Consider the following 16,616-nt stretch of genomic DNA (forward strand, 5'->3'; position numbering starts at 1 on the left):
ATCAAGTGCTACGGCGTCCTTCGTGCGTCCGACAGATGCGAGGCAGCAAGGGCAAATCACGGTCTAGGCCGGACCAGCTCCTGGCGGACCTAGCCACACTACCTCGACCATGGCAAGCAAGCGCCGCTTCGCCTTCCGCCGGTTTGACCATAAATTATGTCCGCTTCCGGGCAACATCTCGTGATCCAACCGCAAACGGACCCGAGCCGATATAGCGTCGGAATGCCTCCGGTCCAGCCCCGACGAAAAAATCGGCCGCGGTGCCCGTCGCGGCAACCGTGCCACCATCCAGGAAAACCATGTTTTGGCCGATACGGCGCGCATCGTCCGGCTGGTGCGTGACGAATAGCACCGTCATGCACTGCTCCGAATGGACGTCGGCCACCAGGTCGAGCATGTCGTCGCGCAGTGCCGGTCCGAGCGAAGCGAACGGCTCGTCGAGCAACAACACCGGCCGGTCGCGCACCAGGACACGGGCGAGCGCGACGCGCTGCCGCTCGCCGCCGGAGAGTTCGCGCGGCAGCCGGCTTTCCTTGCCGGCAAGGCCGACGCGCTTCAGCGCTGCGGCGATTGCGGCGCGGTCAGCCTCGCTCAGCCTGAGCGAAGGCGAGCGGCCGAGCCCGACATTCTGCTCGAGGGAAAGATGGGCAAACAGGTTGTTTTCCTGGAACACCATCGATACCGGCCGCGCTGATGGCGGCGCAGTGCTGAGGTCGGCGCCGCCGATCAGCACGCGGCCCGACCGCGGCGTCTCGAAGCCGGCCACCAGATTGAGCAGCGTCGACTTTCCCGAACCGCTCGGCCCCATGATCGCGGTGATTTCCGACGCCGGGAAATCGACATCGAATATAAGCGGCGTTTCACCATAGCTGAACGAGACATTATCGAGCCGCACGGCCGCGCCTTTTTCCACCGAAATGGACCGTTCCGGGCTGGTCGGCATCATGATTTCTCCCTCCTTCCCAGCCAGTCCGCGGCCAGCACCAGCGCCAGGCAGACAAGGCCGAGCAGCAGCGCCAGCCCGGCCGCATCCTCGGTGCGGTAACTGCCCATGCGCGCCAGCAGCAGATAGGGCAAGGTCTGCACGGAATCGCTGCCGAATAGCGCAATGACGCCGAGATCGCCGAGCGACAGCGCCATGGCGAAAGCGAAGCCGGTGGCGAGCGGCCGCCGCAGCGACAGCCAGTCGACCAGCCGCAACCGGTTCCAGCCCGAGATGCCAAGCTGTGCACAGAGCCGTTCGTGGCGTTCGCTCGCCGCGTCATAGGCAGGGCGGATGGCGCGGATGGCGAACGGCATCGCCATCACCGCATTGACCGCAACGACCATGACAGGGGCGATCGCAAAGACATCGCTGACGGTGCGCAAGAGCAGGAACCAGCCGGCGCCGATGACGATGGGCGGCACCACCAGGACGAACCCCGCACCGGTGTCGGCCAGATGTTCGAGCAGTGTCCGCCGGCCCTGCCGCCGGGTGAGCGCCAGCGCCCGGCGCGCCATGACCAGCGACAGCGACAACGCCACAGAGAGCAGCGCCGATAGGAGAGAGAGCACGGCACTGGTCGCCGTCGCTTGCCGCACCGCGCCCTCGCCGGCCAGGCGGCCGAGATCGGCGCCAAGCCCGGCTGCCAACGTGGCCGCCATCGGCCCGGCGACAAACAGGAGTGCGAGCCCGATCGCCAATGCGTTCAGCACGGTCTCGGCCGCACCGGCTGAAAAATACCGGCGCGGCGCCACCGGCAGATTGGCATCCCCGACCATATTGGCGCCGAGCCGCGTCAAGGCCAGCACGACGACGAAGGTCAGGGCAATCTGCAGCAGGGTCAGCGTCACAGCCCGCGCCGGGTCGAAGTCGAAACGCAGCGCCTGGTAGATGGCAACCTCGAGCGTCGTCGCGCTGGGTCCGCCGCCGAGCGTAAGCACGATGGTGAAGGAGGTGATGCACAGCATGAAAACGAGCCCGGCAACGCCCGGCAAGGCCGCACGCAGCGGCGGCCATTCGATCAGCCGGAAGGCCGGCGCAGCACCCATGCCAAGCTGGCTCGCCAGCCGCCATTGGTCGGCCGGCACGGTCTGCAACGCCTCCAGGAACAGCCGCGTCGCCAGCGGCAGGTTGAAGAAGACATGGGCGACGAGAATGCCCGACAGGCCATAGATGCCGGGCCAGCTCTGCCCGCCAATCGCGCCGAGCGTGCCGGCGAAATAGCCGGCGCGGCCATAGAGTGCCAAGACGCCGAGTGCGGCAACAATGGCCGGCAGCGCCAGCGGCACGGCGAAAAGCTGCAGGATAAAGCCTCGCCCGAAAAAACGTGGATGCCGCGACAGGGCGCGCGCGACGAACAGCGCCGGTGCAACGGAGAGCAGGGTCGACAACAGAGCCTGCCAGAGCGTGAAGCGGGCGACACGCAGGAGATAGGAATCGAAAGCGGCGGCGGCGCCGGACAGGTCGCGTGTGGCTTCGACGACGAGCCCGGCGAATGCACCGCCGATCAGCAGCGCGATGGCGGCGAGCGCGACGATGCCGGCAGTGACGCGGGGATCGGCCGGATGACGCGTACGCATGTTGCGCTACCCGACACTACGACAGGTGTTGATCGAAGGAAATACCTGACAATGGCCGAGCCCACCCCTCTCTGGCCTGCCGGCCATCTCCCCCTCAAGGGGGGAGATTGCGCACTCAGCCGCCTTCGCCAATGTCACAAGTGGCAGGACGAGGAGAGGCGACAAAGCTGCCGATCTCCCCCCTTGAGGGGGAGATGGCCGGCAGGCCAGAGGGGGGTGGCTTGGCGCAAACATCCGACGAGGCTTGAGCCCTACTTGCTCATCACCGCCAGCCACTCGTCGACCCAGGCCTTGCGGTTGGCGGCGACGTCTTCCGGGCTGAACAGCAAGGTCTTGGTCGGCTTGACCAGCTTATCGAACGCCGGGTTGAGCGGCTTGTCGGTTTTGCCGGCCGGGAACATCCAGTTGGTTTCGGGAATGACATCCTGGAATTTCGGTCCGGTCATGAAGGCAATGAACTTTTCTGCCAGCGGGTTCTTCGCACCCTTGGTGGTGATCCCCGCAACCTCGATCTGCAGATATTCGCCCTCCTCGAAGGACGCCGCCTGGTAGCGCTCGGTGTTTTCGGCGACCATGTGGTAGGCCGGCGAGGTGGTGTAGGACAGCACCATCGGCGCCTCGCCCTTGGTGAACAGGCCGTAGGCCTCGCTCCAGCCCGGCGTTACCGTCAGCACCTTCGCCTTGAGTTTGGCCCAGGCTTCCGGCGCCTTGTCGCCATAGACCGACTTGACCCACAGCAGCAGGCCAAGGCCCGGCGTCGAGGTGCGCGGATCCTGGATGACGATCTTCTCTCCGGCATCGCCCTCGACCAATTCCCTGAGGCTCTTCGGCGGGCTCTTCAGTTTTTCGGTATCGTAGACGACGGCGAAATAGCCATAGTCGAACGGCACGAAAATATCGTCGCTCCAGCCGCCCGGCACATTGACGCCCGAGACGGCGCCGTGCGGCGAAAACAGGCCGGTTGCCTTGGCGTCGGCGGTTAAGTTGGTATCGAGGCCAAGTACGATATCGGCCTTGGTCGCGGCGCCTTCCAGCTTCACACGGTTGAGCAGCGCCACGCCGTCGGCGACCGAGACGAATTCGACGACGCAACTGCATTCGGCCTCGAAGGCCTTCTTCACCGCCGGTCCCGGACCCCAATCGGCGGTGAAGCTTTCATAGGTATAGACCGTCAGTCTATCCTGTGCCGATGCCTGCCCTGGCAGGGCGAGCGCGGATGCCGCAAGCAGGACAATTGAGACAAGAGAGTGGAAAAAACTGCGCATCGGCGCCTCCTTCGTTCGCGTTGAAAGGAATTGAGGCGTCGGGCTGTCCGAAACGTCTAATCCCTCCGCCGGTACAAACCGGATCAGGTTCAGCGGGTTGGCAGTCTTGCCTCTCAGCCGGTCCGCGAAGATCGCGTCCGGCACCCCGTTAGAGCGTTGCGACACATAGGCCCGGCCGAAGTGCTGCGCAAGCGGAAGTTTGCCGGGCATCCAAAGCCCAGCCTTCCGTTTCGTCTGCCGTTTCATCTTCCGTTTCCGGGGCAGGGCTGGTAAGGGCCACGAGATATGAGCACATTCACCATCCTGCTTGGCGGCGATCTCATCCGCACGCCGCTGCTCGACCGCCAAGTCGAAGGCTCGCGCGTCATCGCCGCCGACGCCGGCATCGGACATGCCCGTATGCTGGGCCTGAGGCCGGAACTCTGGGTCGGCGATTTCGATTCGGTGCCTGCCGAGTTGCCGGAGGATCTGGCCGCCGTGCCACGGCAGGTGTTTCCCGCCGAAAAGGACAAGACCGACGGTGAACTCGCTATCGCCGCCGCGCTCGAACGCGGTGCGACCAGCCTTGTGCTCGCAGGCGCCTTCGGCGGCAAACGTACCGACCACATCTTCCTGCATCTGGCGCTGAGCGTCCGGCTGGCGGAAGGCGGGACGGAAGTGCTTTTGACCAGCGGCGCACAGGAAGGCATTCCCTTGCTGCCGGGAAAGACTGACTTCGACTATGCCGACGGCACGCTGTTTTCGGTGCTCGGCTTTTCGGATCTCGCCGGCCTGACAGTCACCGGCGCCAAATGGCCGCTCGACCATGTCGAGGTTGCGTTCGGCTCGTCGCTGACCATTTCCAACGAGGTCAGGGGCCGGCTGGAAATCGCGCTGGCCAGCGGCCGCGCGCTGCTGCTCGCGCATCCCTACCCTCTTCCGGAAAGCTGAGCCCAGAAAGCTGATATGGCGCCGCCACTTCTCAATCTCGACGGGATAAAGCTGACCTTTGGCGGCACGCCGCTGCTCGACGGTGCCGCCCTGACGGCCTCGGCTGGCGACAAGATCGCCCTGGTCGGCCGCAACGGCTCTGGCAAGTCGACGCTCCTCAAGATCGCCGCCGGGCTGATCGAACCGCAGGATGGCGAAGTCTTCCGCCAGCCCTCGGCAACCGTGCGCTACTTGCCGCAAATGCCCGACATGGACGGTTTTGCGACCGTCCGCGCCTATGTCGAGGCGGGGCTCGGGCCCGCCGACGATCCCTACCGCGCCACCTATCTGATGGAGCATCTCGGCCTGACCGGCGAGGAACGGCCGAACGACCTCTCCGGCGGCGAGGCGCGGCGCGCCGCCCTCGCCCGCGTCATGGCGCCGGAGCCCGACATTCTCCTCCTCGATGAGCCGACCAATCACCTTGACCTTTCGGTTATCGAATGGCTGGAGGAGGAGCTTGCCCGCACCTCCTCGGCACTGGTCGTCATCTCGCATGACCGCCGTTTTCTCGAGCGCGTGTCACGCGCCACAATCTGGCTCGACCGCGGCCAGACCCGCCGTCTCGACAAGGGCTTTGGCTATTTCGAGGAATGGCGCGACACGGTGCTGGAGGAGGAAGAGCGCGAGCAGCACAAGCTCGGTCGCCAGATCGTCCGCGAGGAGCACTGGCTGCGCTATGGCGTGACAGCGCGGCGCAAGCGCAACATGCGCCGGCTCGGTGAGTTGCAGACCATGCGCCAGCGCTTTCGTGGTCATCGCGGCGCCGAGGGTGCGGCGACGATGACAGCCAGCGACGCCGCCGAATCCGGCAAGCTGGTGATCGAAGCCAGGAACATCGAGAAGAGCTTTGGCGATCTGACCGTGGTCAAGGGATTCTCGACCCGCATCCAGCGCGGCGATCGCGTCGGTCTGGTCGGGCCGAACGGCGCCGGCAAGACGACGCTGTTGAAGATGCTGACCGGCGAATTGAAGCCGGACGCAGGCACGGTGCGGCTCGGCACAAATCTGGAGATCGCCACGCTCGACCAGAAGCGCGAAGCCGTCGACCCGCAGGAGACACTGGCGCAGTATCTGACCGACGGGCGCGGCGAGAACCTCGTCATCAATGGCGAGCAGCGCCACGTCGTCTCTTACATGAAAGACTTCCTGTTCAAGCCGGAACAGGCGCGCACGCCGGTGCGCGAGCTTTCGGGCGGCGAGCGGGCACGGCTGATTCTCGCACGCGTTTTGGCGCGGCCGGCAAACCTGCTTGTGCTCGACGAGCCGACCAACGACCTCGATATGGAGACGCTGGAGCTGCTGCAGGAATTGGTCGCCGGCTTTGCCGGCACGGTGATCCTGGTCAGCCACGATCGCGATTTCCTCGACCGCACCGTGACCAGCATCATCGCGCCGGATGGTGACGGCCGCTGGATCGAATATGCCGGCGGCTATTCCGACATGCTGGCGCAGCGCGGCGGCACCAGGCTGGACGACCACAGGGCACGGCCAAAGGCAGAAGCCGGTGAAGCGACGGCGGCAAGCAGGAACGAAGCGGCCGCACCGAAGGGCCCGGCCAAGAAACTGTCGTTCAAGCAGAAATTCGCGCTGGAATCGCTGCCCAAGAAGATCGAGGCGGTGTCGGCCTCGATCTCGCGGCTGGAGAACAACATCGCCGATCCGGCCTATTACGAGCGTGACCCGGCCTCGTTCCAGAAGACGATTGCCGCGCTCGACAAGGAGCGCGTCACACTGGCAGCGCTCGAGGAGGAATGGCTGGAACTGGAAATGCTGCGCGAGGAGATGGAGGGGTAATTCGCGAGTTCAAGCACCTTGTCATTGCGACTAGAGAGGAATGCGCATATGTTATGCGCATACTGTGGAGGTGATCATGCGCAAAATTGCTGTGAATGCGGTTCGCCAGCCGGCAAATCTGTCGATCGACTCAAAGCTCATGAAGGAAGCCAAGGGGCTCGATGTGAATGTCTCGCGCGCCGCTGAAGCCGGCATCGCCGAGGCCGTGGCCGCCGAAAAGACGCGGCTGTGGAAGCTTGAGAACCGCGCGACGATAGATGCGTGGAACGAATATGTCGAAAAACACGGTATTCCGCTGGCAGAACATCGGCAATTCTGATGGCGCGCTACGACGTCTTCGCGGGTAGCATCGAAGGCGGCTATCTCCTCGACGTCCAGGCCGATCTGCTAGACCATTTCAAGACCCGGGTGGTCGTCCCGCTTCTGCCGGCTGCGATGGCGCCATCACCAATGCGAAAGCTCCACCCGATTTTCGAGATCAATGGTCGGAAATTGGTCATGGCCACCCATTTGATCGCCACGGTTGCGGCGACGGAACTGGGCGAGAGCCGACTGAATCTGACGAGGCATCACGACGAGATCGTGGCCGCGCTCGATATGCTGTTCCAGGGCTTCTGAACTGCTGGGGAGCTTCGGGGTGGCGGACCGTCTTCACCCCGCCGTCTTAGTCTGCCAGGCCTTCAGCGCCTCGTCGAACACCTTCTCGCCTGGAATGCCCTTTTCCATGGTGAGCAGCGCCCGCCGCCCGGTCTTGTAGACGACCGGCACGTCGATCCAGTCCTGGCCTCTGAGCAAGGTCAGATTGGCGTCTTCATCCGCCTTGGTATCGTTGAGCGCAACCAGGAAGAAACCGTCGGCGATCTTGGCCGGGATGCCGATCAGCGGGCTTCCGGCATCCTGCTCGGAGCCCTTCATGGCGACACGCAGGATGTTGTCGACGCCGCCGCCCTCGAAGCCGTCAGGCGTCAGGAAGATCATCTCGATGATATGGCTGGCCGGCAGCGTCTGGTCGGTGTTGCGACGGATCGTCATGCGCAACTGGATATCCTTGCCTGGAATGGTCGCCTCGGCGCGGATCGCCGGCTCGGGCGGCAAGTCGCCGCCGGGCGATTCCTGCACTAGCGACCAGACGATGTTGCCGGGCTCGGCCGAGCCTTGAGCGGTGCTGGTGCGCTCCTCGTAGAAGATCGCCTTCTGGCCGACGGCCAACGTGGCTTGCGGCGGAACTGCCGTTGGTGCCGCTGCCGGTGCGGGCGGCGGGGCGGCCGCTGCAGCATCGGCCGGCGCTGCTGCCCCGTTGGCGGGCGGCGTCGCGGGAGTTGGTGCAGCGGACCCATCGACTGCTGGAGCATTGGCCGTGGCTTGCTTGTCGGCGGGTGCGGCCGGTGCCGGCGCGGCGGGTGCCGGGGTGGTCGGCGCCTGTGCGGCCGATGGCGGCGTGGTCAGTGCGGCGACGGATTCGCCTTCGCCGATGCCCGCCTGCCCGGCCGCGGGGCCGGGATCGACTTCGTGGCCCTCGGGCGTCAGGCGCTGCGTGAACTTCGCGCCCTCGCCGGCCTCCGTGGGAGGCGCGGCGGCCGGTACGGCCGCATCGGCCTCCGGCTTGGCCGGGGCTGGTTTTACCAGCGGTTCGGTGGCGACGGCTTTGGTCGAGTCGAGGCCGAGCATGCTGCCGAACGCATCCTTGTTCAGCCAGATGCCATAGCCACCACCGGCAATGACAAGCAAGGCAATGGCGGCGGCGATCAGACCGCCATAGCTGCGCCTGCGCTCGGCAGGATGGAGCCGCTGGAACGTGTCCTCCGCGGGGCCGCCGTCGTTGGAAAAGTCGTCGCCCCGAAAAACGCCGTCTTGGCCGTCAGCCGTCGGAAGATCCATATCGGACGGCGGCGGACCAGCGCGCTCCTGAGAAAGAGCGACGGGCTGCGGCTTTTGCCAGTTCGGCGCCGGCTTGGCGGGCGTGGGCTGCCAGGCTGGCCCGGTCTTTGCCGGCTCGGCCTTGGCCGGCTGCCATGCCGGCTCCGTCTTTGCTGGCTGTCGGATATGGCTGGACTGGTTCTTGTTGCGGTCGATGGAGGAGAAGATGTCCTCCAGTTCCGCCAGCGGGTCGGGTGGCGGCGCAGGCTTGGCATAGTCCCGCTCGACTTTGGCGATGGCGTCTTCCAGTGCACGCATCTGCCGGTCGACATCGGAAGGCGTCATCGTGGCCTTCTCTGCCAGTTGTTTCGCGATTGACGAACGGGCCCTGTCATAGACCCTGGCGCGCACTTCCGCCGACGGCTCACCGAGTTTATCGAGCGCCTTTTTCAGAATAGGAACAAAATCTACCATACGTCAGTCGACCTGCATTTGTTTCTGGGCCGGCCCCCGCAAATCAGCCGCAATGCCCGGAAGGCTGAGAAACTAGTCTTGAAACGGATCGGTCACAAGTATCGTGTCGTCCCGTTCAGGGCTGGTGGAAAGGAGTGCGACCGGCGCGCCGATCAGCTCTTCGATGTAGCGGACGTACTTCACCGCCTGGGCCGGCAGGTCGTTCCAGCTGCGCGCGCCGGCAGTGGTGCCTTTCCACCCCTCCAGCGTCTCGTAGACCGGTTCGACGCGGGCCTGCGCACCCTGGCTGGCCGGCAGGTAATCGATCGCCTCGCCGTCGAGTCGGTAGCCGGTACAGACCTTGATCTCGTCCAGCCCATCGAGCACATCGAGCTTGGTCAGCGCAATGCCCTTGATGCCGTTGACGGCGACGGCCTGGCGGACCAGCACGGCATCGAACCAGCCGCAGCGCCGCTTGCGGCCGGTGACGACGCCGAATTCATGGCCGCGCGTGCCCAGGAACTCGCCGATCTCGTTCTTCTGTTCGGTTGGAAACGGGCCTTCGCCTACGCGCGTCGTATAGGCCTTGGTGATGCCGAGCACATAGCCGATGGCGCCCGGCCCGACACCCGACCCGGCGGCGGCCTGACCGGCAACCGTATTGGACGAGGTGACGAACGGATAGGTGCCGTGGTCGATGTCGAGCAACGTGCCTTGCGCGCCCTCGAACAGGATGCGCTCGCCGGCGCGGCGCTTGTCGTCGAGGATTTTCCAGACGCGGTCCATATAGGGCAGGATCTCGTCGGCCACCGAGATCAGCTCGCTCATGATCGCCTCATGCGTGACCTCGGCATGGCCGAGCCCGCGCCGCAGCGCATTGTGGTGCGTCAGCAGCCTGTCGACCTTCAAGGGCAGCGTTTCCAAATCCGCCAAATCCATCACCCTGACCGCGCGCCGGCCCACCTTGTCTTCATAGGCGGGACCGATGCCGCGACGGGTCGTGCCGATCTTCGTTCCGGAATTGGAAGCGGCGTCCTCGCGAAATCCGTCCAGCTCCCGGTGCAAGGACAGGATAAGCGCGGTGTTTTCGGCTATTTTCAGGCGGTCTGGCGTCACCTCGATGCCCTGCGCCTTCAATTTCGCAACCTCCGCGACGAAAGCGTGCGGATCGAAGACGACGCCATTGCCGATGATGGAAAGCTTGCCTTGCCGCACCACGCCGGACGGCAGCAGCGACAGCTTGTAGACCTTGCCGTCGACGACCAGCGTGTGGCCGGCATTGTGGCCGCCCTGGAAGCGCACGACAACATCGGCGCGCTCCGACAGCCAGTCTACGATCTTGCCTTTGCCCTCATCGCCCCATTGCGAGCCGACGACCACCACATTGGCCATATTTCTTTTCCCTTGAGACGCCGCACGAGCAGCTTGAAACAATTCGAAACGATAGGCCTCTATCGCATCGGCCCCCAAAATCGGAATCGATTTTCGGAAAAGCACGACGCGAGATTAAAGCCTTCCGACGCGTACTTTGTAGCGTCCAATTGCACGCACGTCGCTCTATAGCGTCAAGACCCGGCGAGCGCGACCACTCTTTGCCGCCCAAAACGCTCCGAGGCACAACAATTTTCGTCTTTGACATCATTTACTTGGGCTGGCGGTCGCAATAGGCCCACACCGACCGTCAAATTCCCTCTGCCTGGCCGGGAGTTCACGATGCATCGAGCCGCCTATCTGTTCCTGCTGTGCACCACCTTGCTGTGGGGCGGCAACTCCGTGGCGGGAAAGCTGGCGGTCGGTCATATCTCGCCGATGACGCTGGTCTTCCTGCGTTGGCTGCTGGCGGTTCTGATCCTGCTGCCGATCGGCTGGGGAACGCTACGCCAAGACTGGTCGGTGGTGCGCAGGCACTGGTTGCTGCTTGGCGGGCTCGGCGCTTGCGGCTTCGCCTTTTTCAATGCGATCTTCTACACGGCGCTCAACTACACGACGGCGATCAACGTCTCGATCGAGCAGGCGGCGATACCGATCGTGATCATCATCGCCAATTTCGTGCTGTTTCGTCTGCGGGTGAACCGGGTGCAGATGGCTGGCGTCGTGCTGACCATCATTGGCGTCGCGGTGACGGCGAGCCATGGCGACCTGCGCCAGCTTCTCAAGCTGGATCTCAACTTTGGCGACGCGATCATGCTGGTCGCCGTGCTTTGCTACTCCTTCTATTCGGTGGGGTTGCGGCTGAAGCCGGTCATCCGCTGGCAGAGCCTGATGCTGGCGCTGTCGGTTGCCGCACTCGTCACATCGCTGCCTTTCTTCCTGTGGGAGATTGCCGCCGGCAAGGTCATCGTCCCCGATGCCCGCGGCTGGGCGGTCGCGTTCTATACCGCCATCGGTGCTTCGGTCATCTCGCAGATCTTCTATATCAGGGGCAACGAGCTGATCGGCGCCAACCGGGCCGGCCTGTTCATCAATCTGGTGCCGATCTTCGGTACGCTGCTATCGGTGCTGATTGTCGGTGAGACATTCCAGCTCTATCAGGCGCTGGCTCTCGCGCTGGTGCTCGGTGGCATCAGCCTCGCCGAATACAGCGGACGGAAGATGGCGGCATCCGCTGCTGAATGAAGTCGCTTGCCGCGACGTTCCGCCGCCCCGCGTGCTGCTGCACACGGGGCGGCCGAATTTCAGGCTATCCCCACATCGAAATGCAGCCGCTTGGCGGAGTCGATCGATTTGTGCGAGCGCACCTGCGCCAACACGTTTTCCGGGAACGGCGCATCGAGATAGAGCAATGCGATGGCATCGCCGCCCGGCCGGTTGCGGCCGAGCTGGAAGTTGGCGATGTTGACGCCGTTCTCGCCGCACACCGTGCCGAGCAGGCCGATGATGCCGGGCGCGTCGGCATTGGTCGTGTAGAGCATGTGCTGGCCGACCTCTGCGTCGAGATTGATGCCCTTGATCTGGATGAAGCGCGGCTTGCCGTCCGAAAAACAGGTGCCGGCGATCGAGCGCGTCCTGTGCTCGGTCTTGACCGTCAGCTTGATATAGCCGTCGAACACGCCCGACTTGTCACGCTTGACCTCGGCGACGATAATGCCGCGCTCCTTCACCATGATCGGCGCCGACACCATGTTGACGTCGGAGACCTGCGGCCGGATCAGCCCGGCAAGGGTGGCACTGATCAGCGCGCGCGTGTTCATCGTCGCGGTCGAGCCGTCGAACAGTATCTCGACCTCCTTGATCGGATCCTCGGTGACCTGTCCGACAAAGGCGCCGAGCACTTCGGCAAGCTTGACGAAAGGTTTCAGCCGCGGCGCCTCTTCGGCGGTGATCGACGGCATGTTGATGGCGTTGGAAACGGCGCCCTTGATCAAATAGTCGGACATCTGCTCGGCGACATGCAGGGCGACATTCTCCTGCGCTTCGGTGGTCGACGCGCCGAGATGCGGCGTCGCCACGACATTCTCCATGCCGAACAGTGCGTTGTTGTCCGCCGGTTCGACCTCGAACACGTCGATGCCGGCGCCGGCCACCTTGCCGCTCTTCAGCGCCGCGATCAGGTCGGCCTCGACGATCAGCCCGCCACGGGCGCAGTTGATGATACGCACGCCGGTCTTCATCTTGGCGATCGCCGCGGCGTCGATGATGTTGCGCGTCTTGTCGGTAAGCGGCGTGTGCAGCGTGATGAAGTCGGCGCGGGCGAACAGCTCGTCGAGCTCGACCTTTTCGACGCCGAGCTCCTCGGCGCGGCTGTCCGACAGGAATGGATCGAAGGCGATGACATGCATCTTCAGGCCGACGCCGCGCGTAGCGACGATCGAACCGATATTGCCGCAGCCGATGATGCCCAGCGTCTTGCCGGTGATCTCGACACCCATGAAGCGGTTCTTTTCCCATTTGCCTGCGTGGGTCGAGGCGTTGGCCTCCGGTATCTGGCGGGCCAGCGCGAAGATCATGGCGACGGCATGCTCGGCGGTGGTGATCGAATTGCCGAAGGGCGTGTTCATCACGATGATGCCCTTGCGGCTCGCCGCCGGGATGTCGACATTGTCGACGCCGATGCCGGCGCGGCCCACGACCTTCAGCCTGGTCGCGGCATTGATCAGCTTCTCCGTGACCTTTGTCGCCGAGCGGATGGCCAGCCCATCATACTGGCCGATCACTTCGAGCAGTTTTTCCTTGTCCTTGCCGAGATCCGGCAAATAGTCGACCTCGATGCCGCGATCCCTGAAGATCTGCACGGCGGTGGTGGAAAGTTTGTCTGAGACGAGAACGCGGGGCATTGGCTTGGTCCTTTGCGATTGGCGTCCCTCCCCCTTGAGGGGAGGGTCGGCGCGAAGCGCCGGGGTGGGGTCGTTGCGGCCGGATGCGGCCAAATCTTTTTCTTTCTGGATGGCGGATCGTTGAGCGGGTGGAGGCGACCCCACCTGGCCCTTCGGGCCACCCTCCCCTCGAGGGGGAGGGAGTCAGGCCGCCGCTTTGAGCGACGCCTTTTGCGCCGCAAAGGCCCAGTCGAGCCAGGGCAGCAGCGCTTCGAGATCGGAGGTCTCGACTGTCGCGCCGCACCAGATGCGCAGGCCGGGCGGTGCATCGCGGTAGGCGCCGATGTCGTAGGCGACGCCTTCCTTGTCGAGCACCGAGACAATTGCCTTGGCGAACGCAGCCTGTCCATCGGCGTCGAGTGCAGCGACTTGCCGGTCGGTGAAGGAAAGGCAGACCGATGTGTTCGAACGCGTCGCCGGGTCTACGGCAAGATGGCCGAGCCAGGAAGATTTTCCGACAAAGCGATCGAGAACGGCGGCATTGGCATCCGCTCTGGTGACCAGCGCGTCAAGGCCGCCGATCGACTTCGCCCAACGCAGCGCGTCGAGATAGTCCTCGACGCACAGCATCGACGGCGTGTTGATGGTCTCGCCCTTGAATATGCCTTCGATCAGCTTGCCCCCCGAGGTGAGACGGAAGATCTTCGGCAGCGGCCAGGCCGGTTTGTAGCTTTCCAGGCGTTCCACGGCGCGCGGGCTGAGGATCAGCATTCCGTGCGCGCCCTCACCGCCCAGCACCTTCTGCCAGGAGAAGGTGACAACGTCGAGTTTCTGAAAATCGAGCTGTTGCGCAAAGGCCGCCGAAGTAGCGTCGCAGATGGTCAGGCCCTTGCGTGTGGCCGGGATGAAGTCGCCGTTCGGCACGCGCACGCCCGACGTCGTGCCGTTCCAGGTGAAGACCACGTCGCGGTCGAAGTCGATTTTGGTCAGGTCGGGCAGTGCGCCGTAGTCAGCCTCTAACCTGCGCACATCGGCGAGCCTCAGCTGCTTGACCACATCGGTGACCCAGCCGGAGCCGAAGCTCTCCCAGGCCACCATGTCGACGCCGCGCTCGCCGAGCAGCGACCACAGCGCCATTTCGACCGCGCCGGTATCCGAGGCCGGCACGATGCCGATGCGGTAATCCGCCGGAACCTGGAGGATTTCCCGCGTCAGCTCGATCGCTTGTTCGAGCTTGGTCTTGCCGATCTTGGCACGGTGCGAGCGCCCGAGCGCGGCATTTTTGAGCGCCTCGACCGACCAGCCGGGGCGTTTTGCACAGGGACCTGAGGAAAAATTGGGATTTGCCGGACGGAATCCGGGCTTGGTATGCGTGGACATCGTGGTCTATCCTTCCAGATAGTGGCCCCTCGTTGGGGAGGGGTGGCCCACGGATGGCGATATGCGTTCAGGCTTTCGGCGTCAAGGGGAAAGTTTTTGTCGCTGCCGGGATATTGCCGAGGGCGAAACGCAAACGGCGGGCCTGCGACCCGCCATTGTCAACGCCTCGGCTTCGATCGAGCCTACCAGAGATCGTAGCGTAGTCCGACTTTGACTTGATGATTGTTGATCCCTTTGCGGATCGGAAAAGAAGTCAGACTCTCGGCAGTCACATATTCGGCGTCTGGCGCGGAAAAATACTGATAGCCCAGATCGACTGAGACGTTCTTGGACACTTGGTAGGCAAGGCCGGCATTCAGCGTGTAGGCGAAGGAGTATTGGGTCTTGTTGTCACGCAGGACGAAATCGTCGGTGGGGTCGGCGTTGTCGGTGAAGTAGCTCGCCGAGAGGCGACGCTTGCTCTGCAGGATACCGACACCAGCGCCGAGATAAGGTGTGATTCCGACATAGGTCCCAAGATCGACATAGCCATTGAGTATGCCTGAGAAGGCATAGTTCTTCAGGGTCGCCGATGCCACGGTCGTTCCGTCGTTATAGCCGACGTCGATCTTGTTGCCGGGAAGATAGCCGACATTGAGATCGGCGCGCAAATAGTCGTTGAAATGGTAGCCGAAGCCGATGCTGGCGAAGATGGGATCTTCCTTTTCGTCGAAGCTCGCGGGTGTAAAGGCGAAATGCTCATCCTTGAAGCTCTTCTGCACCAGATAGGAGACATCGCCACGCAGATACCATCCCGAGCCAACCTCGACCGGTACATAGTCGGGCGCCTGGTCGACATAGACCGGCGGTTCGTAATCGGCGCCAAGCGCCGGCGTCAGCGGCACCAGGACGACTGCTGCAAGCGCCAGTGCTACAGGCGATTTGAATGTCATGGTCCTCGGCTCCCGAACTTGGCGCATTCGCGATCGCGCGCCGTTTCAGACAGCATTGTTAACCATAGTGGTTAAGTGCGGGTTAAGGATAACAAGGCGTTAGCAATTGATTTGATCCGCCTTCGCTCCTCGAGCCGGACGGTGTTACAGAGCGCCGCAGCATGTTTAGGCAGCCAAACGAAACCGCCCGGCATCAGCCGGGCGGTCAACGAATTCCTCGATTTCGAAGCGACTACTTGGTGTAGACGGGCTCGGGTTCCGGAACATAAGGTTCCGGTTCAACGCAGTCCGATCTGCCGAACTGGTAGCGCAGGCCGCCGCGCACCTCATGAACATTGATGCCATTGTCATAGCCGGGGCCGACGCCGCTGCCGAAGTCGAACATCTTCCCACCGTTTATATGGCTGTAGCGGTAGCCGACGTCGAGTTTGACGCGATCGGTCAAACAGTAGGATGCGCCAACCATGGCAGCATAGGCAAAACGCCAGCCCTTGCCGCCGTGGTGGAAGAATTCACCGTCTTCATCGCTGTTGTGGAGTGTATCCCACTTAACCCAGGCGCCGCCGATGCCGGCGCCGACATAGGGCGTGATACCGTGCCATGTGCCGATATCGACATAGGCGTTGGCGAGCAGCAGCAGCGCGGTATAGGACGAGGTGTCGACCGAAGTACACGGATCTCCATCAAGGCAGATGCCGCTGGTCGAGCCGCGGAAGGTGGATTTGCTCATCCAGTCCGCGGTCAAGTCGGTGCGGAAGTGCCGGTCGATTTGATAGCCAACGCCGGCACCGGCCGAGAAAGCACTCTTCAGCTTGCCGCTGTCAAAAGTGCCGGTTCCGGGAGGCGGTCCGTAGGTGATATAGTCGGCGCCGCGAAACTTCGACCAGTGATAGTCGATGTCGCCACGGATATACCAGCCGCCAAAGTCGGCCGGCTGCTCGTAGGCGATCGGTGGCGGCGCCTCCTCGACGACGGGCGGCTCGACGAAATCGGCGGCGAATGCCGGCCCGGCGCCGGCAAACAGCGCGGCCAGGAGAGCCATTCTTGCTGTGTTGAACATGCTTTATCACCCCTGAGAACCCTCGAACGGCGAACGCGCCCGAAATGTGATTGACCTCAGTTGTGGATAATGAATCGGAAAGGTTAAA

At 63.6% G+C, this 16,616-nt stretch carries 14 protein-coding genes and 1 riboswitch; of the genes, 5 read left to right on the forward strand and 9 right to left on the reverse strand.

Going from position 1 to position 16,616, the window contains the following annotated elements:
• Nucleotides 1–154 precede the first annotated feature (154 nt).
• The 3 genes from thiQ to thiB all read right to left on the reverse strand — a co-directional run bounded on the left by thiQ (nt 155) and on the right by thiB (nt 3,827).
• Nucleotides 155–946, reverse strand: a complete 792-nt coding sequence (thiQ, locus tag NKI59_RS09920) for a thiamine ABC transporter ATP-binding protein (RefSeq protein WP_352703841.1) — start codon at nt 944–946, stop codon at nt 155–157.
• On the reverse strand, nt 943–2,562 hold the full coding sequence (thiP, locus tag NKI59_RS09925) for a thiamine/thiamine pyrophosphate ABC transporter permease (RefSeq protein WP_352703844.1): 1,620 nt from the start codon (nt 2,560–2,562) through the stop codon (nt 943–945). Before thiP ends, thiQ begins: the two co-directional genes overlap by 4 nt.
• Nucleotides 2,563–2,813: 251 nt before the next feature.
• Nucleotides 2,814–3,827, reverse strand: coding sequence for a thiamine ABC transporter substrate binding subunit (thiB, locus tag NKI59_RS09930; protein WP_352703846.1), 1,014 nt, complete (start codon nt 3,825–3,827; stop codon nt 2,814–2,816).
• Nucleotides 3,828–3,870: 43 nt separating this feature from the next.
• Nucleotides 3,871–3,985, reverse strand: a riboswitch (TPP riboswitch).
• A 127-nt stretch (nt 3,986–4,112) separates the two neighbouring features.
• Between thiB and NKI59_RS09935 the strand changes: the two genes are divergently transcribed.
• The 4 genes from NKI59_RS09935 to NKI59_RS09950 all read left to right on the forward strand — a co-directional run bounded on the left by NKI59_RS09935 (nt 4,113) and on the right by NKI59_RS09950 (nt 7,211).
• Nucleotides 4,113–4,757: a thiamine diphosphokinase gene (locus tag NKI59_RS09935; protein ID WP_352450811.1), complete on the forward strand. Its 645-nt coding sequence runs from the start codon at nt 4,113–4,115 to the stop codon at nt 4,755–4,757.
• A gap of 15 nt (nt 4,758–4,772) precedes the next feature.
• Nucleotides 4,773–6,593 carry an ABC-F family ATP-binding cassette domain-containing protein gene (locus tag NKI59_RS09940; protein ID WP_352703849.1) on the forward strand — a complete coding sequence of 607 codons (1,821 nt, stop codon included), beginning with the start codon at nt 4,773–4,775 and terminating at the stop codon, nt 6,591–6,593.
• A 76-nt stretch (nt 6,594–6,669) separates the two neighbouring features.
• Entirely contained in the window at nt 6,670–6,912 is a 243-nt protein-coding gene (locus NKI59_RS09945; RefSeq protein ID WP_254816484.1) for a type II toxin-antitoxin system CcdA family antitoxin, read from the forward strand.
• Nucleotides 6,912–7,211: a CcdB family protein gene (locus tag NKI59_RS09950; protein WP_352450813.1), complete on the forward strand. Its 300-nt coding sequence runs from the start codon at nt 6,912–6,914 to the stop codon at nt 7,209–7,211. Before NKI59_RS09945 ends, NKI59_RS09950 begins: the two co-directional genes overlap by 1 nt.
• A gap of 33 nt (nt 7,212–7,244) precedes the next feature.
• On the opposite strand, the gene NKI59_RS09955 is transcribed toward NKI59_RS09950, so the two are convergent.
• Complete coding sequence (locus tag NKI59_RS09955; protein WP_352703851.1) at nt 7,245–8,924, reverse strand: hypothetical protein; 1,680 nt, start codon at nt 8,922–8,924, stop codon at nt 7,245–7,247.
• Between the two features lie 72 nt (nt 8,925–8,996).
• Nucleotides 8,997–10,295 (reverse strand): adenylosuccinate synthase, encoded by a 1,299-nt coding sequence (locus NKI59_RS09960; protein WP_352450815.1) that lies wholly within the window; start codon nt 10,293–10,295, stop codon nt 8,997–8,999.
• Nucleotides 10,296–10,616: 321 nt separating this feature from the next.
• Between NKI59_RS09960 and NKI59_RS09965 the strand changes: the two genes are divergently transcribed.
• Complete coding sequence (locus NKI59_RS09965) at nt 10,617–11,519, forward strand: DMT family transporter (protein WP_352703853.1); 903 nt, start codon at nt 10,617–10,619, stop codon at nt 11,517–11,519.
• A 59-nt stretch (nt 11,520–11,578) separates the two neighbouring features.
• Here the strand turns inward: NKI59_RS09965 and serA are convergent, their stop codons facing one another.
• From serA to NKI59_RS09985, 4 genes are all read right to left on the reverse strand, one after another.
• Entirely contained in the window at nt 11,579–13,177 is a 1,599-nt protein-coding gene (gene serA / locus NKI59_RS09970) for a phosphoglycerate dehydrogenase (protein WP_352450817.1), read from the reverse strand.
• A 183-nt stretch (nt 13,178–13,360) separates the two neighbouring features.
• Nucleotides 13,361–14,536 carry a phosphoserine transaminase gene (locus tag NKI59_RS09975; RefSeq protein WP_352450818.1) on the reverse strand — a complete coding sequence of 392 codons (1,176 nt, stop codon included), beginning with the start codon at nt 14,534–14,536 and terminating at the stop codon, nt 13,361–13,363.
• Nucleotides 14,537–14,718: 182 nt separating this feature from the next.
• The gene (locus tag NKI59_RS09980) at nt 14,719–15,468 is read right to left on the reverse strand and encodes an outer membrane protein (RefSeq protein ID WP_352450819.1); all 750 of its coding nucleotides are present in this window, start codon (nt 15,466–15,468) and stop codon (nt 14,719–14,721) included.
• Nucleotides 15,469–15,700: 232 nt separating this feature from the next.
• Nucleotides 15,701–16,528, reverse strand: coding sequence for an outer membrane protein (locus NKI59_RS09985; protein ID WP_352450820.1), 828 nt, complete (start codon nt 16,526–16,528; stop codon nt 15,701–15,703).
• Between the last annotated feature and the right edge of the window lie 88 nt (nt 16,529–16,616).

Origin of the sequence: Mesorhizobium sp. M0598 (genome assembly GCF_040320865.1) — a bacterium.
Taxonomy (GTDB): domain Bacteria; phylum Pseudomonadota; class Alphaproteobacteria; order Rhizobiales; family Rhizobiaceae; genus Mesorhizobium.

What these genes read in the sequence shown, in the direction of transcription:
- thiQ (WP_352703841.1), bottom strand. Translation starts at nt 946, where the DNA reads ATGATGCCGACCAGCCCGGAACGGTCCATTTCGGTGGAAAAAGGCGCG.
- thiP (WP_352703844.1), bottom strand. Translation starts at nt 2,562, where the DNA reads ATGCGTACGCGTCATCCGGCCGATCCCCGCGTCACTGCCGGCATCGTC.
- thiB (WP_352703846.1), bottom strand. Translation starts at nt 3,827, where the DNA reads ATGCGCAGTTTTTTCCACTCTCTTGTCTCAATTGTCCTGCTTGCGGCA.
- NKI59_RS09935 (WP_352450811.1), top strand. Translation starts at nt 4,113, where the DNA reads ATGAGCACATTCACCATCCTGCTTGGCGGCGATCTCATCCGCACGCCG.
- NKI59_RS09940 (WP_352703849.1), top strand. Translation starts at nt 4,773, where the DNA reads ATGGCGCCGCCACTTCTCAATCTCGACGGGATAAAGCTGACCTTTGGC.
- NKI59_RS09945 (WP_254816484.1), top strand. Translation starts at nt 6,670, where the DNA reads ATGCGCAAAATTGCTGTGAATGCGGTTCGCCAGCCGGCAAATCTGTCG.
- NKI59_RS09950 (WP_352450813.1), top strand. Translation starts at nt 6,912, where the DNA reads ATGGCGCGCTACGACGTCTTCGCGGGTAGCATCGAAGGCGGCTATCTC.
- NKI59_RS09955 (WP_352703851.1), bottom strand. Translation starts at nt 8,924, where the DNA reads ATGGTAGATTTTGTTCCTATTCTGAAAAAGGCGCTCGATAAACTCGGT.
- NKI59_RS09960 (WP_352450815.1), bottom strand. Translation starts at nt 10,295, where the DNA reads ATGGCCAATGTGGTGGTCGTCGGCTCGCAATGGGGCGATGAGGGCAAA.
- NKI59_RS09965 (WP_352703853.1), top strand. Translation starts at nt 10,617, where the DNA reads ATGCATCGAGCCGCCTATCTGTTCCTGCTGTGCACCACCTTGCTGTGG.
- serA (WP_352450817.1), bottom strand. Translation starts at nt 13,177, where the DNA reads ATGCCCCGCGTTCTCGTCTCAGACAAACTTTCCACCACCGCCGTGCAG.
- NKI59_RS09975 (WP_352450818.1), bottom strand. Translation starts at nt 14,536, where the DNA reads ATGTCCACGCATACCAAGCCCGGATTCCGTCCGGCAAATCCCAATTTT.
- NKI59_RS09980 (WP_352450819.1), bottom strand. Translation starts at nt 15,468, where the DNA reads ATGACATTCAAATCGCCTGTAGCACTGGCGCTTGCAGCAGTCGTCCTG.
- NKI59_RS09985 (WP_352450820.1), bottom strand. Translation starts at nt 16,528, where the DNA reads ATGTTCAACACAGCAAGAATGGCTCTCCTGGCCGCGCTGTTTGCCGGC.